General features: G+C 71.0%; 23 protein-coding genes. 18 read left to right on the top strand and 5 right to left on the bottom strand.

The annotated features are described in order from the left end of the window. Positions 1-20: 20 nt before the first annotated feature. The 3 genes from edd to EZ242_RS22695 all read left to right on the top strand — a co-directional run bounded on the left by edd (position 21) and on the right by EZ242_RS22695 (position 2,755). The gene (gene edd / locus EZ242_RS21235) at positions 21-1,892 is read left to right on the top strand and encodes a phosphogluconate dehydratase (RefSeq protein ID WP_135287191.1); all 1,872 of its coding nucleotides are present in this window, start codon (positions 21-23) and stop codon (positions 1,890-1,892) included. Then, entirely contained in the window at positions 1,883-2,536 is a 654-nt protein-coding gene (eda, locus tag EZ242_RS21230) for a bifunctional 4-hydroxy-2-oxoglutarate aldolase/2-dehydro-3-deoxy-phosphogluconate aldolase (protein ID WP_135287190.1), read from the top strand. Before edd ends, eda begins: the two co-directional genes overlap by 10 nt. A 135-nt stretch (positions 2,537-2,671) precedes the next feature. Next, positions 2,672-2,755 (top strand): small membrane protein YohP, encoded by an 84-nt coding sequence (locus EZ242_RS22695; protein ID WP_476705495.1) that lies wholly within the window; start codon positions 2,672-2,674, stop codon positions 2,753-2,755. A 28-nt stretch (positions 2,756-2,783) separates the two neighbouring features. On the opposite strand, the gene EZ242_RS21220 is transcribed toward EZ242_RS22695, so the two are convergent. Further along, complete coding sequence (locus EZ242_RS21220; RefSeq protein ID WP_135287188.1) at positions 2,784-4,088, bottom strand: DUF2254 domain-containing protein; 1,305 nt, start codon at positions 4,086-4,088, stop codon at positions 2,784-2,786. A 116-nt stretch (positions 4,089-4,204) separates the two neighbouring features. Here EZ242_RS21220 and EZ242_RS21215 point away from each other — a divergent pair, with 116 nt between their 5' ends. The 11 genes from EZ242_RS21215 (at position 4,205) to EZ242_RS21165 (ending at position 13,899) form a co-directional block, all read left to right on the top strand. After that, positions 4,205-6,493, top strand: a complete 2,289-nt coding sequence (locus tag EZ242_RS21215) for a heavy metal translocating P-type ATPase (RefSeq protein WP_135287187.1) — start codon at positions 4,205-4,207, stop codon at positions 6,491-6,493. Positions 6,494-6,501: 8 nt separating this feature from the next. Further along, positions 6,502-6,639, top strand: a complete 138-nt coding sequence (ccoS, locus tag EZ242_RS21210; protein WP_135287186.1) for a cbb3-type cytochrome oxidase assembly protein CcoS — start codon at positions 6,502-6,504, stop codon at positions 6,637-6,639. A 138-nt stretch (positions 6,640-6,777) separates the two neighbouring features. Then, the gene (ccoN, locus tag EZ242_RS21205; protein ID WP_135287185.1) at positions 6,778-8,214 is read left to right on the top strand and encodes a cytochrome-c oxidase, cbb3-type subunit I; all 1,437 of its coding nucleotides are present in this window, start codon (positions 6,778-6,780) and stop codon (positions 8,212-8,214) included. Positions 8,215-8,236: 22 nt separating this feature from the next. Further along, positions 8,237-8,872 (top strand): cytochrome-c oxidase, cbb3-type subunit II, encoded by a 636-nt coding sequence (gene ccoO / locus EZ242_RS21200; RefSeq protein ID WP_135287184.1) that lies wholly within the window; start codon positions 8,237-8,239, stop codon positions 8,870-8,872. 11 nt (positions 8,873-8,883) lie between these two features. Beyond that, complete coding sequence (locus tag EZ242_RS21195; RefSeq protein WP_135287183.1) at positions 8,884-9,024, top strand: cbb3-type cytochrome oxidase subunit 3; 141 nt, start codon at positions 8,884-8,886, stop codon at positions 9,022-9,024. A 9-nt stretch (positions 9,025-9,033) separates the two neighbouring features. After that, entirely contained in the window at positions 9,034-9,951 is a 918-nt protein-coding gene (gene ccoP / locus EZ242_RS21190) for a cytochrome-c oxidase, cbb3-type subunit III (protein ID WP_135287182.1), read from the top strand. A 221-nt stretch (positions 9,952-10,172) separates the two neighbouring features. Next, positions 10,173-11,597 carry a cytochrome c oxidase accessory protein CcoG gene (gene ccoG, locus EZ242_RS21185; protein WP_240787189.1) on the top strand — a complete coding sequence of 475 codons (1,425 nt, stop codon included), beginning with the start codon at positions 10,173-10,175 and terminating at the stop codon, positions 11,595-11,597. A gap of 22 nt (positions 11,598-11,619) precedes the next feature. Further along, positions 11,620-11,895 carry a FixH family protein gene (locus EZ242_RS21180; protein ID WP_135287180.1) on the top strand — a complete coding sequence of 92 codons (276 nt, stop codon included), beginning with the start codon at positions 11,620-11,622 and terminating at the stop codon, positions 11,893-11,895. Positions 11,896-11,900: 5 nt separating this feature from the next. Further along, positions 11,901-12,170 (top strand): hypothetical protein, encoded by a 270-nt coding sequence (locus tag EZ242_RS21175; protein ID WP_135287179.1) that lies wholly within the window; start codon positions 11,901-11,903, stop codon positions 12,168-12,170. 35 nt (positions 12,171-12,205) lie between these two features. Beyond that, positions 12,206-13,264: a PAS domain-containing sensor histidine kinase gene (locus EZ242_RS21170; protein WP_240787188.1), complete on the top strand. Its 1,059-nt coding sequence runs from the start codon at positions 12,206-12,208 to the stop codon at positions 13,262-13,264. Beyond that, positions 13,261-13,899, top strand: a complete 639-nt coding sequence (locus tag EZ242_RS21165) for a response regulator (protein ID WP_135287177.1) — start codon at positions 13,261-13,263, stop codon at positions 13,897-13,899. The genes EZ242_RS21170 and EZ242_RS21165 overlap by 4 nt, the downstream gene beginning before the upstream one ends. 33 nt (positions 13,900-13,932) lie before the next feature. Here the strand turns inward: EZ242_RS21165 and EZ242_RS21160 are convergent, their stop codons facing one another. Beyond that, positions 13,933-15,147 carry a Y-family DNA polymerase gene (locus EZ242_RS21160; RefSeq protein ID WP_205960700.1) on the bottom strand — a complete coding sequence of 405 codons (1,215 nt, stop codon included), beginning with the start codon at positions 15,145-15,147 and terminating at the stop codon, positions 13,933-13,935. Positions 15,148-15,214: 67 nt separating this feature from the next. Between EZ242_RS21160 and EZ242_RS21155 the strand changes: the two genes are divergently transcribed. Then, complete coding sequence (locus tag EZ242_RS21155; protein WP_167784912.1) at positions 15,215-16,189, top strand: BLUF domain-containing protein; 975 nt, start codon at positions 15,215-15,217, stop codon at positions 16,187-16,189. On the opposite strand, the gene EZ242_RS21150 is transcribed toward EZ242_RS21155, so the two are convergent. From EZ242_RS21150 to argH, 3 genes are all read right to left on the bottom strand, one after another. Continuing rightward, positions 16,183-17,331, bottom strand: coding sequence for an alpha-hydroxy acid oxidase (locus EZ242_RS21150; protein ID WP_135287174.1), 1,149 nt, complete (start codon positions 17,329-17,331; stop codon positions 16,183-16,185). The two genes, EZ242_RS21155 and EZ242_RS21150, sit on opposite strands and share 7 nt — an antisense overlap. Positions 17,332-17,449: 118 nt before the next feature. Continuing rightward, complete coding sequence (locus tag EZ242_RS21145; RefSeq protein ID WP_135287173.1) at positions 17,450-17,848, bottom strand: response regulator; 399 nt, start codon at positions 17,846-17,848, stop codon at positions 17,450-17,452. 104 nt (positions 17,849-17,952) lie between these two features. Next, a complete protein-coding gene (gene argH, locus EZ242_RS21140) occupies positions 17,953-19,350 on the bottom strand; it encodes an argininosuccinate lyase (RefSeq protein ID WP_135287172.1) in 1,398 nt (465 codons plus the stop codon). A 194-nt stretch (positions 19,351-19,544) separates the two neighbouring features. Between argH and EZ242_RS21135 the strand changes: the two genes are divergently transcribed. The 3 genes from EZ242_RS21135 (at position 19,545) to EZ242_RS21125 (ending at position 22,738) form a co-directional block, all read left to right on the top strand. Further along, positions 19,545-20,609, top strand: a complete 1,065-nt coding sequence (locus EZ242_RS21135) for a sensor histidine kinase (protein ID WP_135287171.1) — start codon at positions 19,545-19,547, stop codon at positions 20,607-20,609. After that, positions 20,606-21,358 carry a LytR/AlgR family response regulator transcription factor gene (locus tag EZ242_RS21130; RefSeq protein WP_240787187.1) on the top strand — a complete coding sequence of 251 codons (753 nt, stop codon included), beginning with the start codon at positions 20,606-20,608 and terminating at the stop codon, positions 21,356-21,358. The genes EZ242_RS21135 and EZ242_RS21130 overlap by 4 nt, the downstream gene beginning before the upstream one ends. A gap of 189 nt (positions 21,359-21,547) precedes the next feature. Continuing rightward, positions 21,548-22,738 (top strand): AI-2E family transporter, encoded by a 1,191-nt coding sequence (locus EZ242_RS21125; RefSeq protein WP_135287170.1) that lies wholly within the window; start codon positions 21,548-21,550, stop codon positions 22,736-22,738. Positions 22,739-22,743 lie beyond the last annotated feature (5 nt).

Below are 22,743 nucleotides of genomic sequence, written 5' to 3'. Positions count from 1 at the left end.
GCCCATCCGACCTCCTTGCCATGAAGCTCCATCCCGTGGTGGCCGCCGTCACCGACCGCATCCGGGAGCGCAGCCGCGACTCCCGCGACACCTACCTGCAACGCCTGGGCGCGCTGGCCGAGCGCCCGCGCGGCGCCGACCGCATGGGCTGCGCCAACGTGGCCCACGCCTTCGCCGGCCTGCCCGCCAACGACAAGCTCAGGATCGTCGCCGAGCGGGCGCCCAACATCGGCATCGTCACCGCCTACAACGACATGCTCTCGGCGCACGCGCCCTACGCGGGCTTTCCGGAGCTGCTCAAGGACGAAGCCCGGCGGCAGGGCGCGACCGCGCAGGTGGCCGGGGGCGTTCCGGCCATGTGCGACGGCGTCACCCAGGGCACGGCAGGCATGGAGCTGTCGCTCTTCTCGCGCGACGTGATCGCGCAGGCCACGGCGGTGGCCCTGTGCCACGACGTGTTCGAGGGCGCGCTCCTGCTGGGCATCTGCGACAAGATCGTGCCGGGCCTTCTGATCGGCGCGCTGCACTTCGGCCACCTGCCCATGGTCTTCGTCCCCGGCGGACCCATGACGAGCGGCCTGTCCAACAACGAGAAGGCCAAGGTGCGCGAGCTCGCGGCACAGGGCAAGGTGGGCCGCGCCGAGCTGCTGGAGGCCGAGCAGAAGGCCTACCACGGCCGCGGCACCTGCACCTTCTACGGCACCGCCAACAGCAACCAGATGCTGATGGAGGCCATGGGCCTGCACGTGCCCGGCAGCGCCTTCATCCACCCCGACACCGGCCTGCGCGAGGCGCTGACCCGCGAGGCGGTGCGCACCGTGCTGGGCATCACGCGCGCCGGCGGCCGCTTCACGCCCATCGGCCGCCTGGTGGACGAGCGCTGCATCGTCAATGCCCTGGTGGCCCTGCTGGCCACGGGCGGCTCGACCAACCACCTGATCCACTGGGTGGCGGTGGCGCGCGCGGCGGGCCTGCGCATCGACTGGAACGACTACGCCGAGCTCTCGGCCGTCGCACCCCTGATCGCGCGGGTCTATCCCAACGGCAGCGCCGACGTGAACCACTTCCAGGAAGCCGGCGGCCCGGGCTTCGTCATCCGCGAGCTGCTGGACGCCGGCCTGATGCACGAGGACGTGCTCACCGTGCGCGAGGCCGGGCTGCGCGAGTACACCCGGGTGCCGCAGCAGGCGGCGATGGCCGTGCAGGGCGCGGCGCCGGCCGGCCAGGCGCTGGCCTGGCGCGACACCGGCCCGAGCGGCGACCTGGCGGTGCTGCGTCCCGCGGCCGATCCCTTCAGCCCCACCGGCGGCCTCAAGCTGCTGCAGGGCAACCTGGGCCGTGCCGTGATCAAGACCTCCGCCGTGCCGCCGGAGCGGCACGTGATCGAGGGGCCGGCGCGCGTGTTCGACGGCCAGAACGCGCTGCTGCATGCCTTCGGCGCCGGCGAGCTGGAGCGGGCCTGCCGCGAGGGCGGGGGCTCGCTGGTGTGCGTGGTGCGCTGGCAGGGCCCCCAGGCCAACGGCATGCCCGAGCTGCACAAGCTCACGCCGCCGCTGGCCGTGCTGCAGGGGCAGGGCTGGCGCGTGGCGCTGGTGACGGACGGCCGCATGAGCGGCGCCTCCGGCAAGGTGCCCGCCGCGATCCATGTCTCGCCCGAGGCGGCGGTGGGCGGCCCGCTGGCGCGGCTGCGCGACGGCGACCGGCTGCGCCTGGACGCCGACGCCGGCGTGCTGCAGGCGCTGGTGGCGGACGAGGAATGGAACGCCCGCGAACCCGCGGCCATGCCGCCGCAGGACATCGAGGACAACGGCCATGGCCTGGGGCGCGAACTCTTCGCGGGCTTCCGCCGCAATGCGCTCACGGCCGAGGAAGGAGCCTGCACATGGCTATGACGAATCCGCCCGCCCTGCTGTCGCCCTCGGCCGTCATGCGCGATGCGCCGGTGATCCCGGTGATCGTGCTGGACGAGGTCCGCCATGCGGTGCCGCTGGCGCGCGCGCTGGTGGAGGGCGGCATCCGCATGCTGGAGGTCACCCTGCGCACGCCGGTGGCGCTGCAGTGCATCGAGGCGATCGCGAACGAGGTGCCCGGCGCGGTGGCCGGTGCCGGCACGGTGCGCAGCACCGCCGAAGCGCAGGCCTGCGTGCGCGCCGGCGCCAAGTTTGCCGTGAGCCCCGGCTACACGACGGCCGTGGGTCGCGCCTGCCGCGACCTGGGCCTGCCCCTGCTGCCGGGCGTGGCCACGGGCAGCGAGATCATGGCCGCCGCCGAGGACGGCTACACGGAACTGAAATTCTTCCCCGCGATGCAGGCCGGCGGCGTGGCCATGCTCAAGGCCTGGGCCGGTCCCTTCATCGACACGCGCTTCTGCCCCACCGGCGGCGTCAATGCCGCCAATGCGCGCGAGTTCCTGGCGCTGCCCAACGTGCTGTGCGTGGGGGGCTCCTGGCTCACGCCGGCCGAAGCCGTGCGTGCGGGGGAGTGGGCGCGCATCACGGCGCTGGCGCGCGAGGCGGTGGGCCTGCGCGGCGGCTGATCACGGCGCGCCCGCCTGCGGCCCTGTCGCGTGCCGCGACGGCGTTCCTGCACAGTCCGGCGCCGCCGTCCTACAGGCCCGGCCCGGGCCACCGAAACAGACTGCCGGCAAACCACTCATTCGAAGGAAACCGGCATGAAAGTCCTGTTCTGGATCGTCCTGATCATCTTCCTCATCGGCCTGGCCGTGGTGCTGGGACTGGGCGGACTGATCTTCTAAGCGCCACGCGGCGCCGGGGCCGGGCGTTTCAGGCCCCGGCCTCCAGCCTTGTCTCCAGCGCCCGCAGCCGGCGCTTGAGTTCCGCGATGCGGGGGCGTGGCGCGTTGAGCTGGATCTCTGCGCGCAGCTCGCGCAGCACCGGGCGCATGGCCGCGCGGCGCTGCGGGCTGCTCGTGGCGGCGGTGACCGTCTCCAGCGCTGTCACCAGCCTGGACAGCACCATGACCTGGCCGCGGCACTGGCGGATCACCGGCTCGAAGGACAGCGACAGCAGGTCCCCGAAATCCGGCGCCGGCGCGATCACCCGCAAGTCCTGGCCCTCGTAGCGCAGCGGGCTGGGAATGGACCGGGCGGCCAGCTGGGCCAGCAGCGCGCCCAGCCGGTCCACGCACATGCAGGCGGTCGCCAGGTCGTTCATCCCGGGCGAGAGCGCCCGCACCGCCACGTCCACGAGCTGGGTCAGGCCGAAGGCCGCGTCCTGCTCGATGGTGCGCATCTCCTCCAGCCGCGCCGTGCCGCGCAGGTGTTTCTGCTCCTTCTCCGGCAGGGCGGCGTGCCCGCTGACGGCGACCAGCGGTGCGCCGGACGCGACGAACTCGCCCACCTGTGCGCACAGGCGAACGGTGCGGCCGCACTCGCGGGCGTACTTCATCAGGCCCTCGCTGTCCACCTGCGCCAGATAGCCGCTGCAGTCGGCCTTCACCTCCACCCACTCGGTCGGGATGCGCCGGTCCACCGGCACGGGCTCGGGCGAATGGCCGAGTTCCTGCGGGAACAGCGTGTCGATCGCCTCGGCGGTGGCATTGCTCACGCGCGCCATGATGGAGGTGGACTGGATGCTCTGGGCCACGTGGTGGATGAAGTAGATGAGCATGGCGATGCCCACCAGGGCATAGAGCAAGCCGCCCAGCGCCGCCAGCGAGGGCACGAAGTCACCGTCATCGGGGCCGCGGATCGTGCGCAGCACGGCCAGGCAGTACGCGAAGATGCCCACGAAAATGCCCAGCACCATCTGCGTGGTGCGGTCGCGCATGAAATTGCGCAGCACGCGCGGCGAGTACTGGGTGGACGTGAGCGAGAGCGTCACGATGGTGATGGAGAACACCACGCCGGCCACGGTGATCATGGAGGTCGCGACCGCCGAGAGCATGGCGCGCGAGCCGTCGGCACTCGCGCCGAACAGGCGCGGCGACCACTGCGCGAGCTTGAACTTGGTGGTGTCTTCCACCTGCACCAGCCCCACCGCCGCCAGCACCGATGCGGCCACCACCAGCGCCGGCACGAACCAGAAGCTGGCCTGCAGGCGGTTCCAGAAGGCGCGAAGGCGGGTCATGGGCGAGAGGCTAGGGGAATTCAGGCTCGTCGGGGGCTTGCGGTTGCCGAGTGTTTTCACGGGGCGGCTTGATCCACCTCAAGCAAGGCGCTGCGCCGGGCGCCTAGCCTCGCGGGATGTCATCTTCCGCCTTGCTCGCTCCCGCGGCACCCCTGGCGCCGCCGGTGCCGCAGGCCGAAGCCGCGCCGCGTGGCTGGGCAGCGCTGGACGATCCGTCCGAGTGGCCGTCCTTCGGCCGGCCGCTGCCGGGGCAGGACGGCCGCTGGGAGTCCTACCTCGCCATCGAGGGCATGCACTGCGCCGCCTGCACGCTGCTGGTGGAAGAGGCCCTGCTGGCGGTGCCGGGGGTCGAGTCGGTGGCCGTGAACAGCGCGGCGCAGACGGCGCGCATCGTCTGGTCCGCAGAACGCGGCCGTCCTTCCCGGTGGCTTGCGGCCCTGCGCCGCGTCGGCTATGGCGCCACGCCCGCCGGGGACCTGCTGGAGGCCGCGCCGCGCCTGAAGGCCCAGCGCCTCATGCTCTGGCGCTGGCTGGTGGCGGGCTTTTGCATGATGCAGGCCATGATGTACGCGGTGCCGATCTACGTCGCCGCGCCGGGCGAGATCACGCCGGACATCGAGGCCCTGCTGCGCTGGGGCGCCTGGATGATGACCGTGCCGGTCATCCTGTTTTCCTGCCAGCCCTTCTTCGCCGGCGCGCTGCGCGACCTGCGGCACCGGCGCGTCGGCATGGACGTGCCCGTGGCCCTGGGCATCCTCATCGCCTTCCTCGCCAGCACGGCGGCCACCTTCGATCCCGCCGGCCCCTGGGGCCGCGAGGTCTGGTACGACTCGGTCACCATGTTCGTGTTCTTCCTGCTGTCCGGGCGCCTGCTGGAGCAGCGCCTGCGGGGCCGTACGGCCGGCGCCCTGAACGCGCTGATGCGCCAGTTGCCCGCCACCATAGAGCGCGAGGGCGCGGACGGCGGCTTCGAGCGTGTGCCCGTGCGCAGCCTGCGCGTGGGCGACCGCATCCGCATCCTGCCTGGCGAGCGCATCCCGGCCGACGGCCGCATCGAAGCCGGCGAAGGCCGCATCGACGAGGCCCTGCTCACCGGCGAGGCCGAGCCGCTGGCGCGCCGCGTCGGTGACGCCGTGGTCGCCGGCAGCCACAACCTCGCCGGCCTGGTCACCGTGCGCGTGGAGCGCCTGGGGCGCGACACGCGCTTCGCGGCCATCGTGTCGCTGATGGAGCGCGCCTCGGTGGACAAGCCGCGCCTGGCCCGGCTGGCCGATCGCATCGCGGCCCCCTTCCTGCTGGCCGTGCTGGCCGCTGCCGTGGCCGCTGCGGCCTGGTGGTGGGACGCCGGTCCGGCACATGCCCTGTCGATCGCCGTGGCCGTGCTCATCGTCACGTGCCCGTGCGCGCTGTCGCTGGCCACGCCGGCCGCCAGCCTGGCCGCCGCCGGCGCGCTCGCGCGCCGTGGCGTGCTGGTGCGCGAACTCGGCGCGCTCGATGCCGCCGCCGGGGTGGACACCGTCGTCTTCGACAAGACCGGCACGCTGACCGAAAGCACGCTGACCCTGGGCGCGGTACGCACCCGGGACGGACTCGATGCCGAAGCGGCCGTGGCCGCCGCGGCGGCCCTGGCGCAGGCCTCGCTGCATCCGCTCTCGCGGGCCCTGGTGGCGGCCGCGCCCGAGGCGCCCGGCGCGGTGGCGGACGTGCAGGAACGCGCAGGCGCCGGCCTGCAGGGGCGCGTGCTCGAAGGCCCGCTGGCCGGCCGCACGCTCAAGCTCGGCTCGGCCGGCTTCTGCGACCTCCTGCAGCCGCCGGCCGAAGGCCCGCAGGTCCACCTCGCCGACGAGCAGGGCTGGCTCGCGAGCTTCGAATTCGACGAGGCGCTGCGGCGCGACGCGGTCGAGGCCGTGGCCGAACTGCGCCGCCGGGGCCTGGACGTGCAGCTCCTCTCCGGCGACCGCATCCCGGCGGTGCGGCGCCTGGCCGCCCGCGCCGGCATCGCCCACTGGCACGCCGGCTGCACGCCCGAGGACAAGCTGGCCCACCTGCAGGCGCTGCAGCGCCGCGGCCGCCGCGTCTTCATGGTGGGCGACGGCCTGAACGACGGCCCCGTGCTGGCGCGCGCCGACGTGTCGGCCGCCATGGGGCAGGGCGTGCCGCTCGCGCAATCGAACTCGGACTTCATCGTGCAAAGCGGGCGCATGGCGGACGTGGGCGGCCTGCTGGCCCTCGCACGCCGCAGCCGCCGCATCGTGCGCCAGAACCTGCTCTGGGCCGCCGCCTACAACGCGGCCTGCGTCCCGCTGGCCATCGCCGGCTTCATGCCGCCCTGGCTCGCCGGGCTGGGCATGGCGGCCAGTTCGCTGCTGGTGGTCGGCAACGCGGCGCGCCTGTCGCGCGGCTAGGAAGCCCCATGGACATCCTCTTCATCCTCATCCCCCTGTCGATCGCGCTGTCGCTCCTGATCCTGGGCGGCCTGGCCTGGGCCGTCTGGCGCGGGCAGTTCGAGTCGGTCGATGCGGAGGGCGAGCGCATCCTCGCGAACGACTGAAGGCGCGCGGGCCCGGCCGCGCGCGGGGTGTTGCAGAGCCACCCGGCACCCGTCGGAACCCACGACGCGATTGACCTGCATCAAGGGTCCACCGGCAGCCGCACCGGACACTTTCAGGAACATCCAACAAGGTGCTCCATGACGACTGCCTCCAGTGCTCCTGAAGTCCGCTACCACGACACGGTGGTGCGGCAGTTCTCGCTCATGGCCGTGGTGTGGGGGGTGGTGGGCATGCTCGTGGGCGTGTTCATCGCGGCCCAACTCGCCTGGCCCGAGCTCAATTTCGGCATCCCCTGGCTCAGCTACGGGCGGCTGCGACCCCTGCACACCAATGCCGTGATCTTCGCCTTCGGCGGCTGCGCGCTCTTCGCCACCAGCTACTGGGTGGTGCAGCGCACCTCGCACGTGCCCCTGTTCGCGCCCAAGCTCGCCGCCTTCACCTTCTGGGGCTGGCAGGCGGTGATCGTGGCCGCGGCCATCAGCCTGCCCCTGGGCTACACCTCGGGCAAGGAGTACGCCGAGCTGGAGTGGCCCATCGACATCCTCATCACGCTGGTGTGGGTGTCCTATGCCATCGTGTTCTTCGGCACCATCGGCGTGCGCAAGGTGCGCCACATCTACGTGGCCAACTGGTTCTACGGCGCCTTCATCCTGGCCGTCGCCATCCTGCACCTGGTCAACAGCGCCGCCATCCCGGCCGGCTGGATGAAGTCCTACTCGGCCTACGCCGGCGTGCAGGACGCGATGATCCAGTGGTGGTACGGCCATAACGCGGTGGGCTTCTTCCTCACCGCCGGCTTCCTCGGGATGATGTACTACTTCATCCCCAAGCAGGCCGAGCGGCCGGTCTACAGCTACCGCCTGTCCATCGTCCACTTCTGGGCGCTGATCTTCACCTACATGTGGGCGGGCCCGCACCACCTGCACTTCACGGCGCTGCCGGACTGGACGCAGTCGGTGGGCATGCTGTTCTCGCTGATCCTGCTGGCCCCCAGCTGGGGCGGGATGATCAACGGGATCATGACGCTCTCGGGCGCCTGGCACAAACTGCGCGACGACCCGGTGCTGCGCTTCCTGATCGTGTCGCTGTCCTTCTACGGCATGAGCACCTTCGAGGGGCCCATGATGTCCATCAAGACGGTGAACGCGCTGTCCCACTACACCGACTGGACCGTGGGCCACGTGCACTCCGGCGCGCTCGGCTGGGTGGGCCTGATCTCCATGGGCTCGCTCTACTACCTGATCCCGCGCCTGTATGGCCAGAAGAAGATGTACAGCGTGCCGGCCATCGAGCTGCACTTCTGGATCGCGACGCTGGGCATCGTGCTGTACATCGCCGCCATGTGGATCGCCGGCGTGATGCAGGGCCTCATGTGGCGCGCCATCAACCCCGACGGCACCCTGACCTACACCTTCGTGGAGTCCGTCAAGGCCACCTACCCGTTCTACGTGATCCGCGTCCTCGGCGGCGTCCTGTACCTGGCCGGCATGCTGGTCATGGCCTGGAACACCTGGATGACGGTGGCCGGTGGTCGCTCGGTGCGGATGCCCGTGCCGATGCCGGCCCACGCCTGAGGGACGCGAAGGAAACCGCATCATGAGCAACGCCCAATCGAACCCCCCGAGCACCGGCTTCTCGCACGAGAAGGTCGAGACCAGCAACTTCCTGATGATCGTGCTGATCCTGCTGGTCGTCGCCATCGGCGGACTGGTGGAGATCGTTCCGCTGTTCTTCCAGAAGTCCACCACCGAGGCCGTGCAGGGCGTCAAGCCCTACACCGCGCTGCAGCTCGCGGGCCGCGACATCTACCTGCGCGAGGGCTGCTACAACTGCCACTCGCAGATGATCCGGCCCTTCCGCGCCGAGACGCTGCGCTACGGCCACTACTCGGTGGCCGGCGAGTTCGTGTACGACCGCCCGTTCCAGTGGGGCAGCAAGCGCACCGGCCCCGACCTGCACCGCGTGGGCGGCAAGTACAGCGACGAGTGGCACCGCATCCACCTGGTGAACCCGCGCGACGTGGTGCCGGAGTCGAACATGCCCGCCTATCCCTGGCTGGAGAAGAACCGGCTCGACCCGGTCCAGGTGCAGCGCAGCCTGCGCGCCCTGCGCACGGTCGGCGTGCCCTACACCGACGAGGAGATCGCCAAGGCGCCCGAGGCCGTCAAGGGCAAGACCGAGATGGACGCCCTGGTGGCCTACCTGCAGGGCATGGGCCTGGCGCTCAAGTGAGGACGACTTCCATGGACATCACCACCCTGCGCATCGTGGCCACGCTGGTCTCGCTTGCCACCTTCCTCGCCATCGCGGGCTGGGCCTATGCCCGCCGCAACCGCGGCCGCTTCGACGAGGCGGCGGCACTTCCCTTCCAGAACGACGAATAGAGGTAAGCCATGAGCGATTTCACCGGCAACGCCTGGTCGGTCTTCGTGGCCGGCTTCACCGTGGTCAGCATCCTGGCCTGCCTGCTGCTGCTGTGGGTCACCGCGCGCAAGAAGGTGGCCGCCGACGAGGACAACACCACCGGCCACGTGTGGGACGGCGACCTGCGCGAGATGAACAACCCGCTGCCACGCTGGTGGATGTGGCTGTTCGTCATCACCATCGTGTATTCGCTGCTGTACCTGGTGGCCTACCCGGGCCTGGGCAGCTACGGCGGCCAGCTCGCCTGGACCAGCGCCGGCAACTACCAGAAGGAGGTGGAGAAGGCCCGCGTGCAGCTGGAGCCGCTGTACGCGCAGTTCACGGCCCGCAAGCCCGAGGAACTGGCGGGCGACCCGAATGCCATGGCCATCGGCGAGCGCCTCTTCATGAACAACTGTGCCCAGTGCCACGGCTCCGATGCGCGCGGCAGCAAGGGCTTTCCCAACCTGGCCGACCACGACTGGCTCTGGGGCGGCGAGCCGGCGAAGATCGCCGAGACCATCCACCAGGGCCGCACGGGTGCCATGCCGCCGATGGCGGCGGCCGTGGGCGGTGCCGACGACGTGAAGAACGTGGCGCACTACGTGATGAGCCTGTCCAAGGGGCCGCACGACTCGCTGCGTGCGCAGCTGGGCAAGGCCAAGTTCACCGCCTGCGCCGCCTGCCACGGCATGGACGGCAAGGGCAACGCCGCCCTGGGCGCGCCCAACCTCACCGACGACGTGTGGCTGCACGGCTGGGGCGAGCAGGCCATCATCAACATCATCAACACCGGTCGGAACAACCAGATGCCCGGCCAGCAGGGCAAGCTGACCGACGCGCAGATCCATGTGCTGTCGGCGTATGTGTGGGGCCTGTCGAACAAGGCGGTGGTGGGGAAGCCTTGAGTGATCGCTTTGGGCGGTGGGCTTCGACAGGCTCAGCCCGAACGGAGTGGGGCGGCGAGGGGCTTCGACAGGCTCAGCCCGAACGGTGTGGGGTGGGTGGTAATCAGGAGGTGAGCCACTCCCTTTCGCGTTGAGCCTGTCGAAACGCATCGCCCAGGTCTCGCCCCCACTTGATCCACCGCAAACGGATCTTGCCGCCCACCCCGGATGATCCCTCCACCGTGAAAGTCATCCCCATCGTCCCCGCGCCGCCCGACCCGCCGCCGCCCGGCGAGACCCGGTCCCTCTACGAAGCGCACCAGAAGCTCTATCCGCGCAGCGTCTCCGGCCGCTTCGCGAGCTGGCGCTGGGCCTTCGTGTTCCTCACGCAGCTGGTGTTCTACGGCCTGCCCTGGCTGCAGTGGGGTGAGCGGCAGGCGGTGCTGTTCGACCTCGCGGCGCGCCGGTTCTATCTCTTCGGGTACGTGCTGTATCCGCAGGACTTCATCTATCTCACCGGCCTGCTGGTGATCAGCGCGTTGTCGCTGTTCCTCTTCACCGCCGTGGCCGGGCGCCTGTGGTGCGGCTTCGCCTGCCCGCAGACCGTCTATACCGAAATCTTCCTGTGGATCGAGCGCCGGCTGGAGGGCGACCGCACCGCCCGCATGAAGCTGGACGCCGGCCCGTGGACCGGCGAGAAGTTCCTGCGCAAGGGCGGCAAGCACCTGGCCTGGCTGCTGCTCGCGCTGTGGACCGGCACCACCTTCGTCGGCTACTTCACCCCGATCCACGAGCTGGGGCGCGAGCTGATCGCCTTGCGCATGGGCTCCTGGGAAATCTTCTGGGTGCTGTTCTACGCCTTTGCCACCTGGGGCAACGCCGGCTTCCTGCGCGAGCAGGTGTGCAAGTACATGTGCCCGTACGCGCGTTTCCAGAGCGCCATGTTCGACAAGGACACGCTCATCGTGAGCTACGACGCCGGCCGCGGCGAGCCGCGCGGCGCGCGCAGCCGCAAGACCGACTACCGGGCCGCGGGCCTGGGCGCCTGCGTGGACTGCACACTGTGCGTGCAGGTGTGCCCCACCGGCATCGACATCCGCAAGGGCCTGCAATATGAATGCATCGGCTGCGCCGCCTGCGTGGACGTGTGCGACGGCGTCATGGACAAGCTGGGCTATCCGCGCGGGCTGATCCGCTTTACCACCCAGAACGCGCTGGCCGAGGGCTGGACGGGCCGCGCGCTGCTGCGGCGCGTGCTGCGGCCGCGCGTGCTGGTGTACACGGCCATCCTGGGCGCCATCGCCCTGGCGCTGGCCATGAGCCTGGCCCTGCGCACGCCGCTGAAGGTGGACGTGGTGCGCGACCGCGCCGCGCTCGCCCGCATCGTCGCGGGCGGCCACATCGAGAACGTCTACCGGCTGCAGATCATGAACGCGACCGAGCAGGCGCAGACCTACCGCATCGAGGTCGAAGGGCTGCCCGGCCTGGTGGTCGCGTCCGATGCGCGCTTCGAGGTCGGCCCCGCGCAGTCGCGCTGGGTGGCCGTGCGCCTGCAGCTGCCCTATGGCGGCGCCGAGCCCGGCTCGCATCCCATCCGCTTCCTGGTGGGCACCGCCTCGGGCGATGCGCACGTGAGCGAGAAGGCCGTGTTCCTGATGCCCCGCTGAACCCGCAGACCGGAGACCTGCCATGACCCTTCCTTCTTCCCCTCCTGAATCCCGCAGCGCCGCGCCCTGGTGGCACCATGGCCATGTCTGGCTGGTGATCGCCGGGCCGGTGACCGTGATCCTGGCCGGCATCGCCACCGTCGTCATCGCCGTGCGCCAGCCCGACCCGCTGGTGGCCGAGGACTACTACCGCCGCGGCATCGAGATCAACAAGACGCTGGCCGAGGAAGGCGCCAAGGCCCTGCTGCCGGCCCTGCAGGGCCGCAACCACGCCGCCTCGCCGGCGCCGGCGCGCTGACCGCCATGGCCGACCACGACGCTTCCGTCTGGAGCCGGCTGCTCATGGCCGTGGCCTGGCCGGCCTTCCTGGCCGCCTGCCTGCTGGAGCTGGTGGTCTTCGCGCTGGTGGACCCGCTGGAGCTGTCCTGGGCCGGCGGACCGCTGGGCTGGTCCCGCCAGGCGGTCTATACGGCCGCCTTCTTCGCCTTCTGGACGGTGTGCGCGCTGTCCAGCGGCGTGGCGTTGTGGCTCGCACGCGGGAGCGTCCTGCGGCCCCTGGCGACGGCCGAATGAGGGATGCGGGCGCCGCGCTGTGCTGTAATTCCGCGGTGCCCTTTTCCCTCCTGAGCGATGCCGATGCAGCGGGCCGGCTGGCCGCCCTGCTGGACTCGGCCATGGACGCCATCATCAGCATCGACGAGCGCGAGCGCATCGTCCTGTACAACCGCGCGGCCGAGCAGACCTTCGGCTGGCGCAGCGACCAGGTCATGGGCCAGCCCCTGTCCATGCTGCTGCCCGAACGCTTCCGCGCCGGCCACGCCGCGCACGTGAAGCACTTCGCCGCCACGGGCGTCACCTCCCGGCGCAAGGGCGAGGGCATGGTGCTCTACGGCCTGCGGGCCGATGGAAGCGAGTTCCCCATGGATGCGTCCATCTCGCAGATCGACACCGCCGAGGGCAAGGTCTTTTCCGTCATCCTGCGCGACGTGACCGAGCGCGTGAAGGCGCGCCAGGACCTGGCGCGCTTCGCCACCGAGGCCAGCGCCATCCGCGAGCAGGAGAAGACCCGCGTGGCCCGCGAGCTGCACGACGAGCTGGCGCAGTCGCTCACGGCGCTCAAGATGGACGCGATCTGGGTGCGCGACCACCTGGAGCGCGATCCGGCGGCGTCGGCGCAGAAGCTCGCGGACATGCTGGACATGCTGGACGAGAGCGTCGCGGCCACGCGGCGGATCTCGGCGGACCTCAGGCCGCTGGTGCTGGACGACCTGGGCCTGGTGCCGGCCATCGAGTGGCTGGTGCAGAACTTCACGCAGCGCCACGGCGTGCCCTGCGCGCTGGACATCGACCAGAGCCTGGACCTGGGCGAGCCGCATGCGACGGCGGTGTTCCGCATGGTCCAGGAGTCGCTGCAGAACGTGGCCAAGCACGCGCGGGCCCACCGCGCCTGGGTGCGCGTGGCGCGCGAGCGCCGCGAGATCGTGCTGGAGGTGCGCGACGATGGCGCCGGCTTCGAGACGCAGGCCGCGCGCAAGCCGCAGTCGCTGGGCCTGGTGGGGCTGCGCGAGCGCGCGCAGCTGCTCGAAGGCACGGTGCGCATCGATTCGCAACCCGGCCAGGGCACCCGTGTCCAGGCCCGCATTCCGCTGCCGGGGGCCGACGCATGATCCGCGTTGTCATGGCCGACGACCACGCCATCGTGCGTGAAGGCCTCAAGCGCATCATCGCAAGCGCCCCGGACTTCCAGGTGGTGGGCGAGGCGGCTGACGGCACGGAGGTGCTGCGCCTGGCACGCGAGCTGGACTTCGACCTGCTGGTGCTGGACCTGTCCATGCCCGGGCGCAGCGGCATGGAGCTGATCAAGCTGGTCAAGGCCGAGAAGCCGCGCGTGCGCATCCTGGTCCTGAGCATGCACCAGGAGTCGCAGTACGCGGTGCGCGCGATCAAGTCGGGCGCGAGCGGCTACCTCACCAAGGAAAGCGCGCCGGCCCTCCTGGAGCAGGCCCTGCGCAAGATCGCGCAGGGCGGCGCCTGGGTCAGCGCCGACGTGGCGCAGCAGCTGGCGCTGGCGGCCATGCCGGGCGGCGAGGCCGCCGCGGCGCCGCACGAGTCGCTCTCCACGCGCGAATTCGAGGTGTTCCGGCTGCTGGTCTCGGGCCTGTCGGTGACCGACATCGCGCACCGCCTCAGCCTCTCGGTCAAGACCGTGAGCAGCCACAAGGCCAACCTGATGCACAAGCTGGGCGTGGACAACGCGGCGGACCTGGTGCGCTATGCCATGCGGCACGGGCTGGAGGAGTAGGTTTTTTTCCCTCCCCCAGAGGGGGAAGGAGCTTCAGACGAACAGGTCCAGGTTCGATCCGCCGGGCTCGCGCGCCTTGAGCGCGGCGCTCGGCCTTTCCACCTCGCCGGCCCGCGCGAGCTTGCCCACGCGCACCCCCAGCAGGCGCAGGCGCTGCTCCAGCCCCACCCGCTTGAGGCATTGCCCCGCTGCCTGGCGGATGGTGCGCGCGTCGCTGGTGAAGTCCTCCAGCGTCACGTCGCGCGTGGCGGTGCGGAAGTCGTCGTAGCGCAGCTTGATGCCGATGGTGCGGCCCACGTAGCCCTTGCGCTGCAGGTCGCCGGCTACGCGCTCGCACAGCTCGGTGAAGATGGCGCCCAGCTCGGCGCGATCGCGCACGGGGTGCAGGTCGCGCTCGAAGGTGGTTTCGCGGCTCATGGAGACGGGTTCGCTTTCGGTGACCACCGGCCGGTCGTCGCGGCCCCAGGCGGCGTCGTGCATCCAGGCGCCGGTGGCGCGGCCGAAGTGCCCCACCAGCCATTCGCGCTCGCAGGCCGCGATGTCGCCGATGGTGTGCAGGCCCAGGGCCTGCAGGCGCGCGTCGGCCTTGGGTCCGATGCCGTTGATCTTGCGCGCGGCCAGCGGCCAGATGCGCGCCTGCAGGTCGGCCTCGTGCACGATGGAGATGCCATTGGGCTTGTCGAACTCGCTGGCCATCTTAGCGATCAGCTTGTTGGGCGCCACGCCGATGGAGCAGGTCAGTCCCGTGCGCTCGAAGATGGACTTCTGGATCAGTCGCGCGAGCACGCGGCCGCCTTCGCGCTGGCCGCCGGGGACGTCGGTGAAGTCGATGTACACCTCGTCCACGCCGCGGTCTTCCACCACGGGGGCGATCTCGCGGATGGTGGCCTTGAAGGTGCGCGAGAAGCGGCGCACCTCCTCGAAGTCCACCGGCAGCACCAGGGCCTGCGGGCACAGGCGCGCGGCCTTCATCATGCCCATGGCCGAGCCGACGCCGAACTGGCGCGCCGCATAGGTGGCCGTGGTGATGACGCCGCGGCCCACGTAGTCGGCCAGGCGTGGAAAGGCCTCGGGTGGAATCTCGCCGAGCGGGCGGCCCTCGAAGCGCTCGCGCAGCATCTCGTCCACCCGCCGCCGGCCGCCGCCGATCACGACCGGCAGCCCCTTGAGCTGCGGATACCGCAGCAGCTCCACGGACGCGAAGAAGGCATCCATGTCGAGGTGGGCGATACGGCGCTGCCGGCTCATGGGAGGCGATTGTCGCCTTGACCTGGCGCAAGCCCGCGCGGTCAGGGGGCGGTCACCATGCCGGGCCATGAAGACAAGCAGCGCGCCAGCCACTTCCGCCGGGACCGAGGAGGAAGCCGACATCGTGCGCGTGGTGTATGCGAGCCGCGCGCGCCTGGACGGGCCCGCCTCGCAGGCCATGGAGGACATCCGCCGCAGTGCCTTGCGGCACAACCGGCCCCTGGGCATCCACACCGCGCTGCTGTGGCAGTCGCACTGGTTCGTGCAGTGGAAGGAGGGGCCGCGGGCGCCGCTGCGCGATTTGATGGCGCGCGTCTGCCGCGACCCGCGCCACGAGGGCCTGACCATCGTGCACGCGAGCCAGGGGCCGCGCCTGCTGGACGGGCCCTGGTCCATGGCCATCGCCGACGCGAAGGAGCCGCAGGAGGCGATCGCCGGGCGCATCACGGCGCTGCGCCGCGCCGTCGAAGCGGGCGAGCGATTCGAGCCGCAGGACGTGTGGCGGTGCCTGTCCATGCCGGGGCGCCATGAGCCCGCGGCACCGGCGGGCGGCGAGCAGTACCAGCGCTTTCTCGTCGCCTGCACCCTGGGGACCACCGCCTTCGCCTTCGTGCGCTGGCTGGCCGCGTGCCGCCGGGGGCGGGTGGAGCACCGCCGCTTCGCCGGCCTGGACCTGGACGTGGCCACCGAGCTGGTGGATTTCCGCTGCGGCGCGCTGGCGCTGCCCGCGGTGGGCATGGCGCGCAAGGGCCTGAAGCTGCCGCTCACGCGCGCGCTGCTGCGGGGCTATTCGCACCTGGCGCTGCTGCTGTGCCCGGACGAGGCGCGCAACCTGGCGCTGCTGCAGCGCGTGGGCGAGGCCTGCGCCCGGCTGCCCGAGCCGCCCGCGGTCGTCGGCGTCGGGGCCGATCCGCGCGGGCACGCGGCCCTGCACGCCGCGGCCGCGCCGCTGGGTTTGGCCTATCTTGCGGCGCTGGCCGATCCCCGCGACTGCGCGGGGACCTGGCGCGCGCTGCGTCCGCTGATTGCAGGAGCTCAGTAGGTCCCGGGCAGCAGGATCTTGCGGTCCACCTGCCGGATGTCCGTGTGGCCGCAGAAGGCCATGGTCACGTCCAGTTCCTTGTGGATGATCTGCAGGGCGCGGGTGACGCCCGCCTCGCCCAGGGCGCCCAGGCCGTAGAGGAAGGCGCGGCCGATGTAGGTGCCGCGGGCGCCCAGGGCCACGGCGCGCAGCACGTCCTGGCCGGAGCGGATGCCGCCGTCCATGTGGACTTCGATGCGGCTGCCCACGGCGTCCACGATCTCCGGCAGCGCGGAGATGGAGGAGGGTGCGCCATCGAGCTGGCGCCCGCCGTGGTTGGAGACCACCAGCGCGTCGGCCCCGGAGTCCACCGCGAGGCGGGCGTCCTCCACGTCCTGGATGCCCTTGAGGATCAGCTTGCCGCCCCACTGGTTCTTGACCCATTCCACGTCGGCCCAGGACAGGGTGGGGTCGAACTGCTTGTTGGTCCACTCGGCCAGGGAACCCATGTCGGCGATGCCCTTGACGTGGCCGTGGATGTTGCCGAAATGGCGGCGCGAGGTGCCCAGCATGCCCAGGCACCAGCGCGGCTTGGTGGCCAGATTGACGAGGTTGCGCAGCGTGGGCTTGGGTGGGGCCGACAGTCCGTTGATCACGTCCTTGTGGCGCTGGCCCATGACCTGCAGGTCCAGCGTGAGCACCAGGGCCGAGCAGCCGGCGGCACGCGCCCGCTCGATCAGGCGGGACATGAAGTCGCGGTCGCGCATCATGTAGAGCTGGAACCAGAAGGGGTGCCGGTTCGTGGCCTGCGCCACGTCCTCGATCGAGCAGATGCTCATCGTGGACAGGGTGAAGGGAATGCCGAAGGCCTTGGCCGCGCGGGCCGCGAGCATCTCGCCGTCGGCGTGCTGCATGCCCGTGAGGCCCGTGGGCGCGATGGCCACCGGCATGGCCACCTCCTGGCCGACCATGGTCGTGCGGGTGCTGCGCGGCTCCATGTTGACGGCCACGCGCTGGCGGAACTTGATGCGCTGGAAGTCGGTTTCGTTGGCGCGGTAGGTGCTCTCGGTCCAGGAGCCGGAGTCGGCGTATTCGTAGAACATGCGCGGCACGCGCTTCCTGGCGAGCTGGCGCAGGTCTTCGATGGTGGTGATCACGGGCACGGCTTGTTTCCTCGGGTGTGTCGCGCCCGAATGCTAGCCGAGCCGTGGGACCGGTCGCGCGCGCCACGCGCAACGCGTCGGGGCTGACAGGCCGTGCCGTGGGGCGAAAGCGGGCGGATCAGTCCGCGCGGACCTTCTGCAGGAGGGCCAGCAGTTCCTCGGGCGCGACGGGCTTGACCAGGTGCGCGTCGAAGCCGGCTTCCATGCTGCGGCGGCGGTCGTCCTGCTGGCCCCAGCCCGAGACGGCGACCAGGCGCAGCTCGCGCCCCCAGGGCTGGGCGCGGATGCGCTCGCAGGCCTCATAGCCGTTCAGGCGCGGCATGCCCAGGTCCAGCACGATGGCGTCGGGGCGCAGCTCGTCGGCCTTTTCCACGCCCTCCAGGCCGTCGTAGGCGGTGGCCGTCCGGCAGCCCATGATCTCCAGCACCTCGGCCAGGGTATCGGCCGCATCGTGGTTGTCGTCCACGACGAGCACGTGCAGGGTGCCTGAAGCGTCGGAAGAATCGTTCTGTGTCATGGCAGGCGTGATCGCCCTGAGTAAAGCGGATGGTTGATTTTCGCCGGGGTGGGCAGGGGGTCCGGGGGCCTTACACGATGTTGCGGCAGAGCGAGACTTATCCCTCAGCTCAGCCTTTGGCGGTGGCGCGCCACCTGGGCGAGCACCTGGCGCGGCGAGGTGCCGCCCACGATGTCGCGCGCCGAAAGCGAGCCTTGCAGGGACAGCAGCTCGAACACGTCCGCGTCGATGGAAGGATGGAAGGCCTGCAGCTGCGCCAGCGGCAGCTCGGCCAGGTCCACCTGCCGCGCATTGGCCTCCTTCACCGCGTGCGCGACGATCTCGTGCGCGTCGCGGAAGGGCAGGCCCTTCTTGACTAGGTAGTCGGCCAGGTCGGTGGCCGTGGCGTGGCCGCGGCGCGCGGCGCGCTCCATGGCCTCGGGGCGCACCGTGATGCCGCCCACCATCTCGACGAAGATGCGCAAGGTGTCCTGGAGCGTGTCCACGGTGTCGAACAGCGGTTCCTTGTCCTCCTGGTTGTCCTTGTTGTAGGCCAGCGGCTGCCCCTTCATGAGCGTGATGAGGCCCATGAGGTGCCCCACCACGCGGCCGGTCTTGCCGCGCGCGAGCTCGGGCACGTCCGGGTTCTTCTTCTGCGGCATGATGGACGAGCCCGTGGTGAAGCGGTCCGCCAGCGAGATGAAGCCGAAGTTCTGGCTCATCCAGAGGATCAGCTCCTCGGAGAAACGGCTGATGTGCACCATGGCCAGCGAGGCCGCCGCGGTGAATTCGATGGCGAAGTCGCGGTCGCTCACGGCGTCCAGCGAGTTCTGGCACACCCCTTCCATCTCCAGCTCGCGGGCGACGCGCTCGCGGTCCAGCGGGTAGCTGGTGCCGGCCAGGGCGGCGGCGCCCAGGGGCAGGCGGTTCACGCGGCGGCGCACGTCGGCGAAGCGTTCGGCGTCGCGCGCGAACATTTCCACGTAGGCCAGCATGTGGTGGCCGAAGCTCACGGGCTGCGCCACCTGCAGGTGGGTGAAGCCGGGCAGGATCACCGCCGCGTTCTGCTCGGCCAGGCCCACCAGCGCCTGCTGCAGCTGCGTGAGCAGGCCGCCGATCAGGTCGATCTCCGCGCGCAGCCACAGCCGCACGTCGGTGGCGACCTGGTCGTTGCGGCTGCGGCCGGTGTGCAGGCGCTTGCCCGCGTCGCCCACCAGCTGGGTCAGGCGCGCCTCGATGTTGAGGTGCACGTCTTCCAGGTCCAGCTTCCAGTCGAATTCGCCGCGTTCGATCTCGCCCGTGATCTGGGCCATGCCGCGCTCGATGGCGGCCTGGTCCTCCTGCGAGATGATGCCCTGGGCCGCGAGCATGGCCGCGTGCGCGAGCGAGCCGCGGATGTCGGCGCGCCACAGGCGCTTGTCGAAGGCCACGCTGGACGTGTAGCGCTTGACCAGCTCGCTCATGGGCTCGGAGAACAGGGCCGACCAGGCCTGGGACTTGTGATCGAGTTGGTTGGGGGACATGGCTGAGGGAATAATCGGGGGGCCTCAGAAGGCGTGAATGAATCTACTGCGCGGCCCGATCTGGCGCCTGTGCTTCTCGCCGTACCACTGTACGGCTGCGATGCTCGGCGCCACCTCGGACCGCTCGCTACGATTCCTTCACACGTTCGAACATCCAGAACATCCAGACGAAGGTTCGCAGAACCCGCCCACCGATGAGGGACTCGAAGATTCTATCGGCCTTCTCCGAGCTGCCCGGCACCGCGCCTCGCGCGTCGCCGGCCGCCTCGCGCGCTGCGTCCGGGCCGGCCCCGGCGCTGGTCTTCGACACCTGCCATGCCGGCGTGGTGCTGCGCGCGGTGCTGTTCGTGCAGGCCGTGGGCGGCGTGGGCGCGATGTTCGTCTCGCGCAGCCTGGCCGACTGGCTGGGTCGCACGGCCTTCCTGAGCGCGGGCATCCTCGCGGCCGTCCTGGCCTGGCTGGTGGTCACCTGCGGCCTCAAGCGGCTGCTGGCCCGCCTGCCCGCACCGGCGCAGCACGCGGGCGGCATGCTGCTGGGGGCCTTGTCGGGCCTGTATGGCTGCGGGCTGCTGGTGCTGGTCGCGGCGCTGGCCGATCCGCCCTGGGTGGCCTCGGCGGCGGCCGGTGCCCTGATGGCCGGCGTGGTCGGCCTGGCCTTGTCCTGGCGCGCCGAGCAGCGCGCGCCGGCCGACGCGGCGGCACGCCTGTCCGAATTGCAGGCCCGCATCCGTCCGCACTTCCTGTTCAACACCCTCAACAGCGCCGTGGCCCTGGTCCGCCAGGACCCGGCCCGCGCCGAGGCCGTGCTGGAGGACCTGGCCGACCTGTTCCGCCATGCCCTGGCCGAGCCCGGCGAGTCCGTGATGCTGTCCGAGGAGATCGCCCTGGCGCGGCGCTACCTGGACATCGAGCAGGTGCGCTTCGGGGACCGGCTGCGCATCGAATGGGCTATCGACCCGCGAGCCGGCACGGCCCGCGTGCCGCCGCTGGTGCTGCAGCCCCTGGTGGAGAACGCCGTCAAGCATGGCGTGGAGCCCAGCGCCCTGGGGGCCGAGGTGCGCGTGAGCGCCGAGCGGCGCGCCGGCTCGGTGGTCATCAAGGTCACCAACACCGTGCCGGGCGGCCAGGGCCTGCCCGGCCAGGGCGAGGCACAGCGCAACGTGCGCGAGCGCCTGCGCCTCCTGCACGACGTCCACGCGGCCTTCCAGTGCGGCCTGCAGGGCGGGGTGTACCAGGTGCGGCTGGAGGTGCCGGCGTGAGCGTCGGCACGCCGCCCCTGCAGGTGCTGCTGGTGGACGACGAGGCGCTGGCCCGCGCGCGCCTGCGTACGCTGCTGGGCGACTGCCGCGCGCCGGCGGCCTGCGTCGCGGGCGAGGCGTCCCAGGCCGGGCAGGCCTTGGAGCTGCTGCGGCGCGCACGCTTCGACGTGGCGCTGGTGGACGTGCGCATGCCGCAGGTGGACGGCCTGGCGCTGGCCGAGGCGATCCGCAGCGTGCCGGATGCACCGCCGGTCATCTTCGTGACCGCCCACGCCGAGCATGCGGTGCGCGCCTTCGACCTCGAAGCGGTGGACTACCTCACCAAGCCCGTGCGCCTGGAGCGCCTGCAGCAGGCGCTGCAGAAGGTGGAGCGCCTGGCCGCCGCGCGCGCGGGTGCGGCCGGTTCGGCCGCCGAGGCGCTGGTGATCCACGACCGGGGCCACCTCGTGCGCCTGCCCCTGGTCGAGGTCGTGTACTTCAAGGCCGAACTGAAGTACGTGACGGTGCGCACGGCCAGCCGCAGCTACCTGCTGGAGCGGTCCCTGAGCGAGCTGGAAGACAAGTACCGCGAGGAGTTCCTGCGCATCCACCGCAACGCGCTGGTCGCCCGGCGCGCCATGCGCGCGCTGGAGCGGCACGAGGACGCGGAGGAGGGCGAGGGCTGGGCCGTGCGGCTGGACGGCGTGGACGAACCGCTGGCGGTCTCGCGGCGCCAGCTCGGGGCGGTGCGCGAGGCGCTCGCTTCCTGAGCCAACGTAGGCGGCTGTCCCGCTTCCCTCCGGCAGTCGGCTGAGCCTGCTGTCGGTTCCCTTCCATTTTCGTGGCCTGCGCCGCGCCGGCCGCCAAGGCCGGCGGCATGCGGCCTATAGTCCCGACGAAACATGACGTCAGGCGAGGAGCACACCGGGGACTCGGGTTCATCGCACCGGGAACGCCCCATGGATCAGGAACAGCAGGTCGATCGCGTGCTCCAGGAGGTCCCGCCGCCCGAGGCGGTGGACTCCCGGCAGCCCCCGCAGACGGTGCTGCACCCCCACACCGACCCGCGCAGCATCGCCCTGGGCGTGCTCGCGGCGCTGGCAGTGCTCGCGGTGCTGCGCTGGGCCAGTGCATTCTTCGTCCCGGTGATGCTGGGATTCGTCTTCTTCTATGCCCTGTCGCCGCTGGTCGACGCCATGGAACGGGTGCGCGTGCCGCGGGCCGCGGGCGCGGCGGTGCTGCTGTCCGCCGTGCTGGGCGGAATAGGCTTGTTGGCGTGGTCGCTCACCGACGATGCCAACGCGCTGATCAACAAGTTGCCGGATGCGGCCGAGCGCTTGGCCGACGTGGTGCGCAATCGCAGCGACGCCGAGGCGACGCCGCTGGAGACGGTGCAGGAGGCGGCGGCGAAGCTGGAACGCGCCGCCACGGAGGCGGAAGCCAAGGTCCCGCCGCCGGCGCCTGGCGTGCAGCGCGTGGTCGTGGAGGAGCCGCGCTTCAACATCACCGACCACCTGTGGACGGGCACCATCGGCCTGGTGGGCGTGCTGGGACAGGTGGTGATCGTGAGCTTCCTCACCTATTTCCTCCTGGTCTCGGGCGACACCTTCCGCCGCAAGCTGGTGAAGATCGCCGGCCCCACGCTCACCGAGAAGAAGCTCACCGTGCAGGCGCTGGACGAGATCAACTTGCAGATCCAGCGCTACCTGCTGGTGCAACTGCTGGCCAGTGCGCTGGTGGGCGTGGCCACCGCGGTGGCTTTCGCCCTGCTGGGCATGGAGTACGCGGCGGTCTGGGGCGTGGCCGCGGCGGTGCTGAACCTGGTGCCCTATGTCGGCGCCATCATGGTCACCGCGGGCGCCGCGCTGGTGGCCTTCATGCAGTTCGGGGAGCTGGAGCCGGCCTTGACCGTGACCGTGGTGTCGCTGGTGATCAACACCCTGGAAGGCTACCTGCTGGTGCCTTGGCTCACCAGCCGGGCCAACAGCATGAACCCGGTGGCGGTCTTCATCGGCGTGCTGGCCTGGGGCTGGCTCTGGGGCGTGTGGGGTCTGCTGCTGGGCATCCCGATCATGATGGTGATCAAGGCGGTGTGCGACCGGGTGGAGGAGTTGAAGCCGGTGGGGGAGTTGCTGGGGACGCGGGATTGATTTCT

The sequence above is a fragment of the Ramlibacter rhizophilus genome (genome assembly GCF_004681965.1).
Taxonomy (GTDB): Bacteria; Pseudomonadota; Gammaproteobacteria; order Burkholderiales; family Burkholderiaceae_C; genus Ramlibacter; species Ramlibacter rhizophilus.
This window is presented reverse-complemented; position numbering and strand designations above follow the sequence as displayed.

Excerpts from the sequence above, each read along its gene's own strand:
- edd (WP_135287191.1), top strand. The coding sequence starts at position 21 with ATGAAGCTCCATCCCGTGGTGGCCGCCGTCACCGACCGCATCCGGGAG.
- eda (WP_135287190.1), top strand. The coding sequence starts at position 1,883 with ATGGCTATGACGAATCCGCCCGCCCTGCTGTCGCCCTCGGCCGTCATG.
- EZ242_RS22695 (WP_476705495.1), top strand. The coding sequence starts at position 2,672 with ATGAAAGTCCTGTTCTGGATCGTCCTGATCATCTTCCTCATCGGCCTG.
- EZ242_RS21220 (WP_135287188.1), bottom strand. The coding sequence starts at position 4,088 with ATGACCCGCCTTCGCGCCTTCTGGAACCGCCTGCAGGCCAGCTTCTGG.
- EZ242_RS21215 (WP_135287187.1), top strand. The coding sequence starts at position 4,205 with ATGTCATCTTCCGCCTTGCTCGCTCCCGCGGCACCCCTGGCGCCGCCG.
- ccoS (WP_135287186.1), top strand. The coding sequence starts at position 6,502 with ATGGACATCCTCTTCATCCTCATCCCCCTGTCGATCGCGCTGTCGCTC.
- ccoN (WP_135287185.1), top strand. The coding sequence starts at position 6,778 with ATGACGACTGCCTCCAGTGCTCCTGAAGTCCGCTACCACGACACGGTG.
- ccoO (WP_135287184.1), top strand. The coding sequence starts at position 8,237 with ATGAGCAACGCCCAATCGAACCCCCCGAGCACCGGCTTCTCGCACGAG.
- EZ242_RS21195 (WP_135287183.1), top strand. The coding sequence starts at position 8,884 with ATGGACATCACCACCCTGCGCATCGTGGCCACGCTGGTCTCGCTTGCC.
- ccoP (WP_135287182.1), top strand. The coding sequence starts at position 9,034 with ATGAGCGATTTCACCGGCAACGCCTGGTCGGTCTTCGTGGCCGGCTTC.
- EZ242_RS21180 (WP_135287180.1), top strand. The coding sequence starts at position 11,620 with ATGACCCTTCCTTCTTCCCCTCCTGAATCCCGCAGCGCCGCGCCCTGG.
- EZ242_RS21175 (WP_135287179.1), top strand. The coding sequence starts at position 11,901 with ATGGCCGACCACGACGCTTCCGTCTGGAGCCGGCTGCTCATGGCCGTG.
- EZ242_RS21165 (WP_135287177.1), top strand. The coding sequence starts at position 13,261 with ATGATCCGCGTTGTCATGGCCGACGACCACGCCATCGTGCGTGAAGGC.
- EZ242_RS21160 (WP_205960700.1), bottom strand. The coding sequence starts at position 15,147 with ATGAGCCGGCAGCGCCGTATCGCCCACCTCGACATGGATGCCTTCTTC.
- EZ242_RS21155 (WP_167784912.1), top strand. The coding sequence starts at position 15,215 with ATGAAGACAAGCAGCGCGCCAGCCACTTCCGCCGGGACCGAGGAGGAA.
- EZ242_RS21145 (WP_135287173.1), bottom strand. The coding sequence starts at position 17,848 with ATGACACAGAACGATTCTTCCGACGCTTCAGGCACCCTGCACGTGCTC.
- argH (WP_135287172.1), bottom strand. The coding sequence starts at position 19,350 with ATGTCCCCCAACCAACTCGATCACAAGTCCCAGGCCTGGTCGGCCCTG.
- EZ242_RS21135 (WP_135287171.1), top strand. The coding sequence starts at position 19,545 with ATGAGGGACTCGAAGATTCTATCGGCCTTCTCCGAGCTGCCCGGCACC.
- EZ242_RS21125 (WP_135287170.1), top strand. The coding sequence starts at position 21,548 with ATGGATCAGGAACAGCAGGTCGATCGCGTGCTCCAGGAGGTCCCGCCG.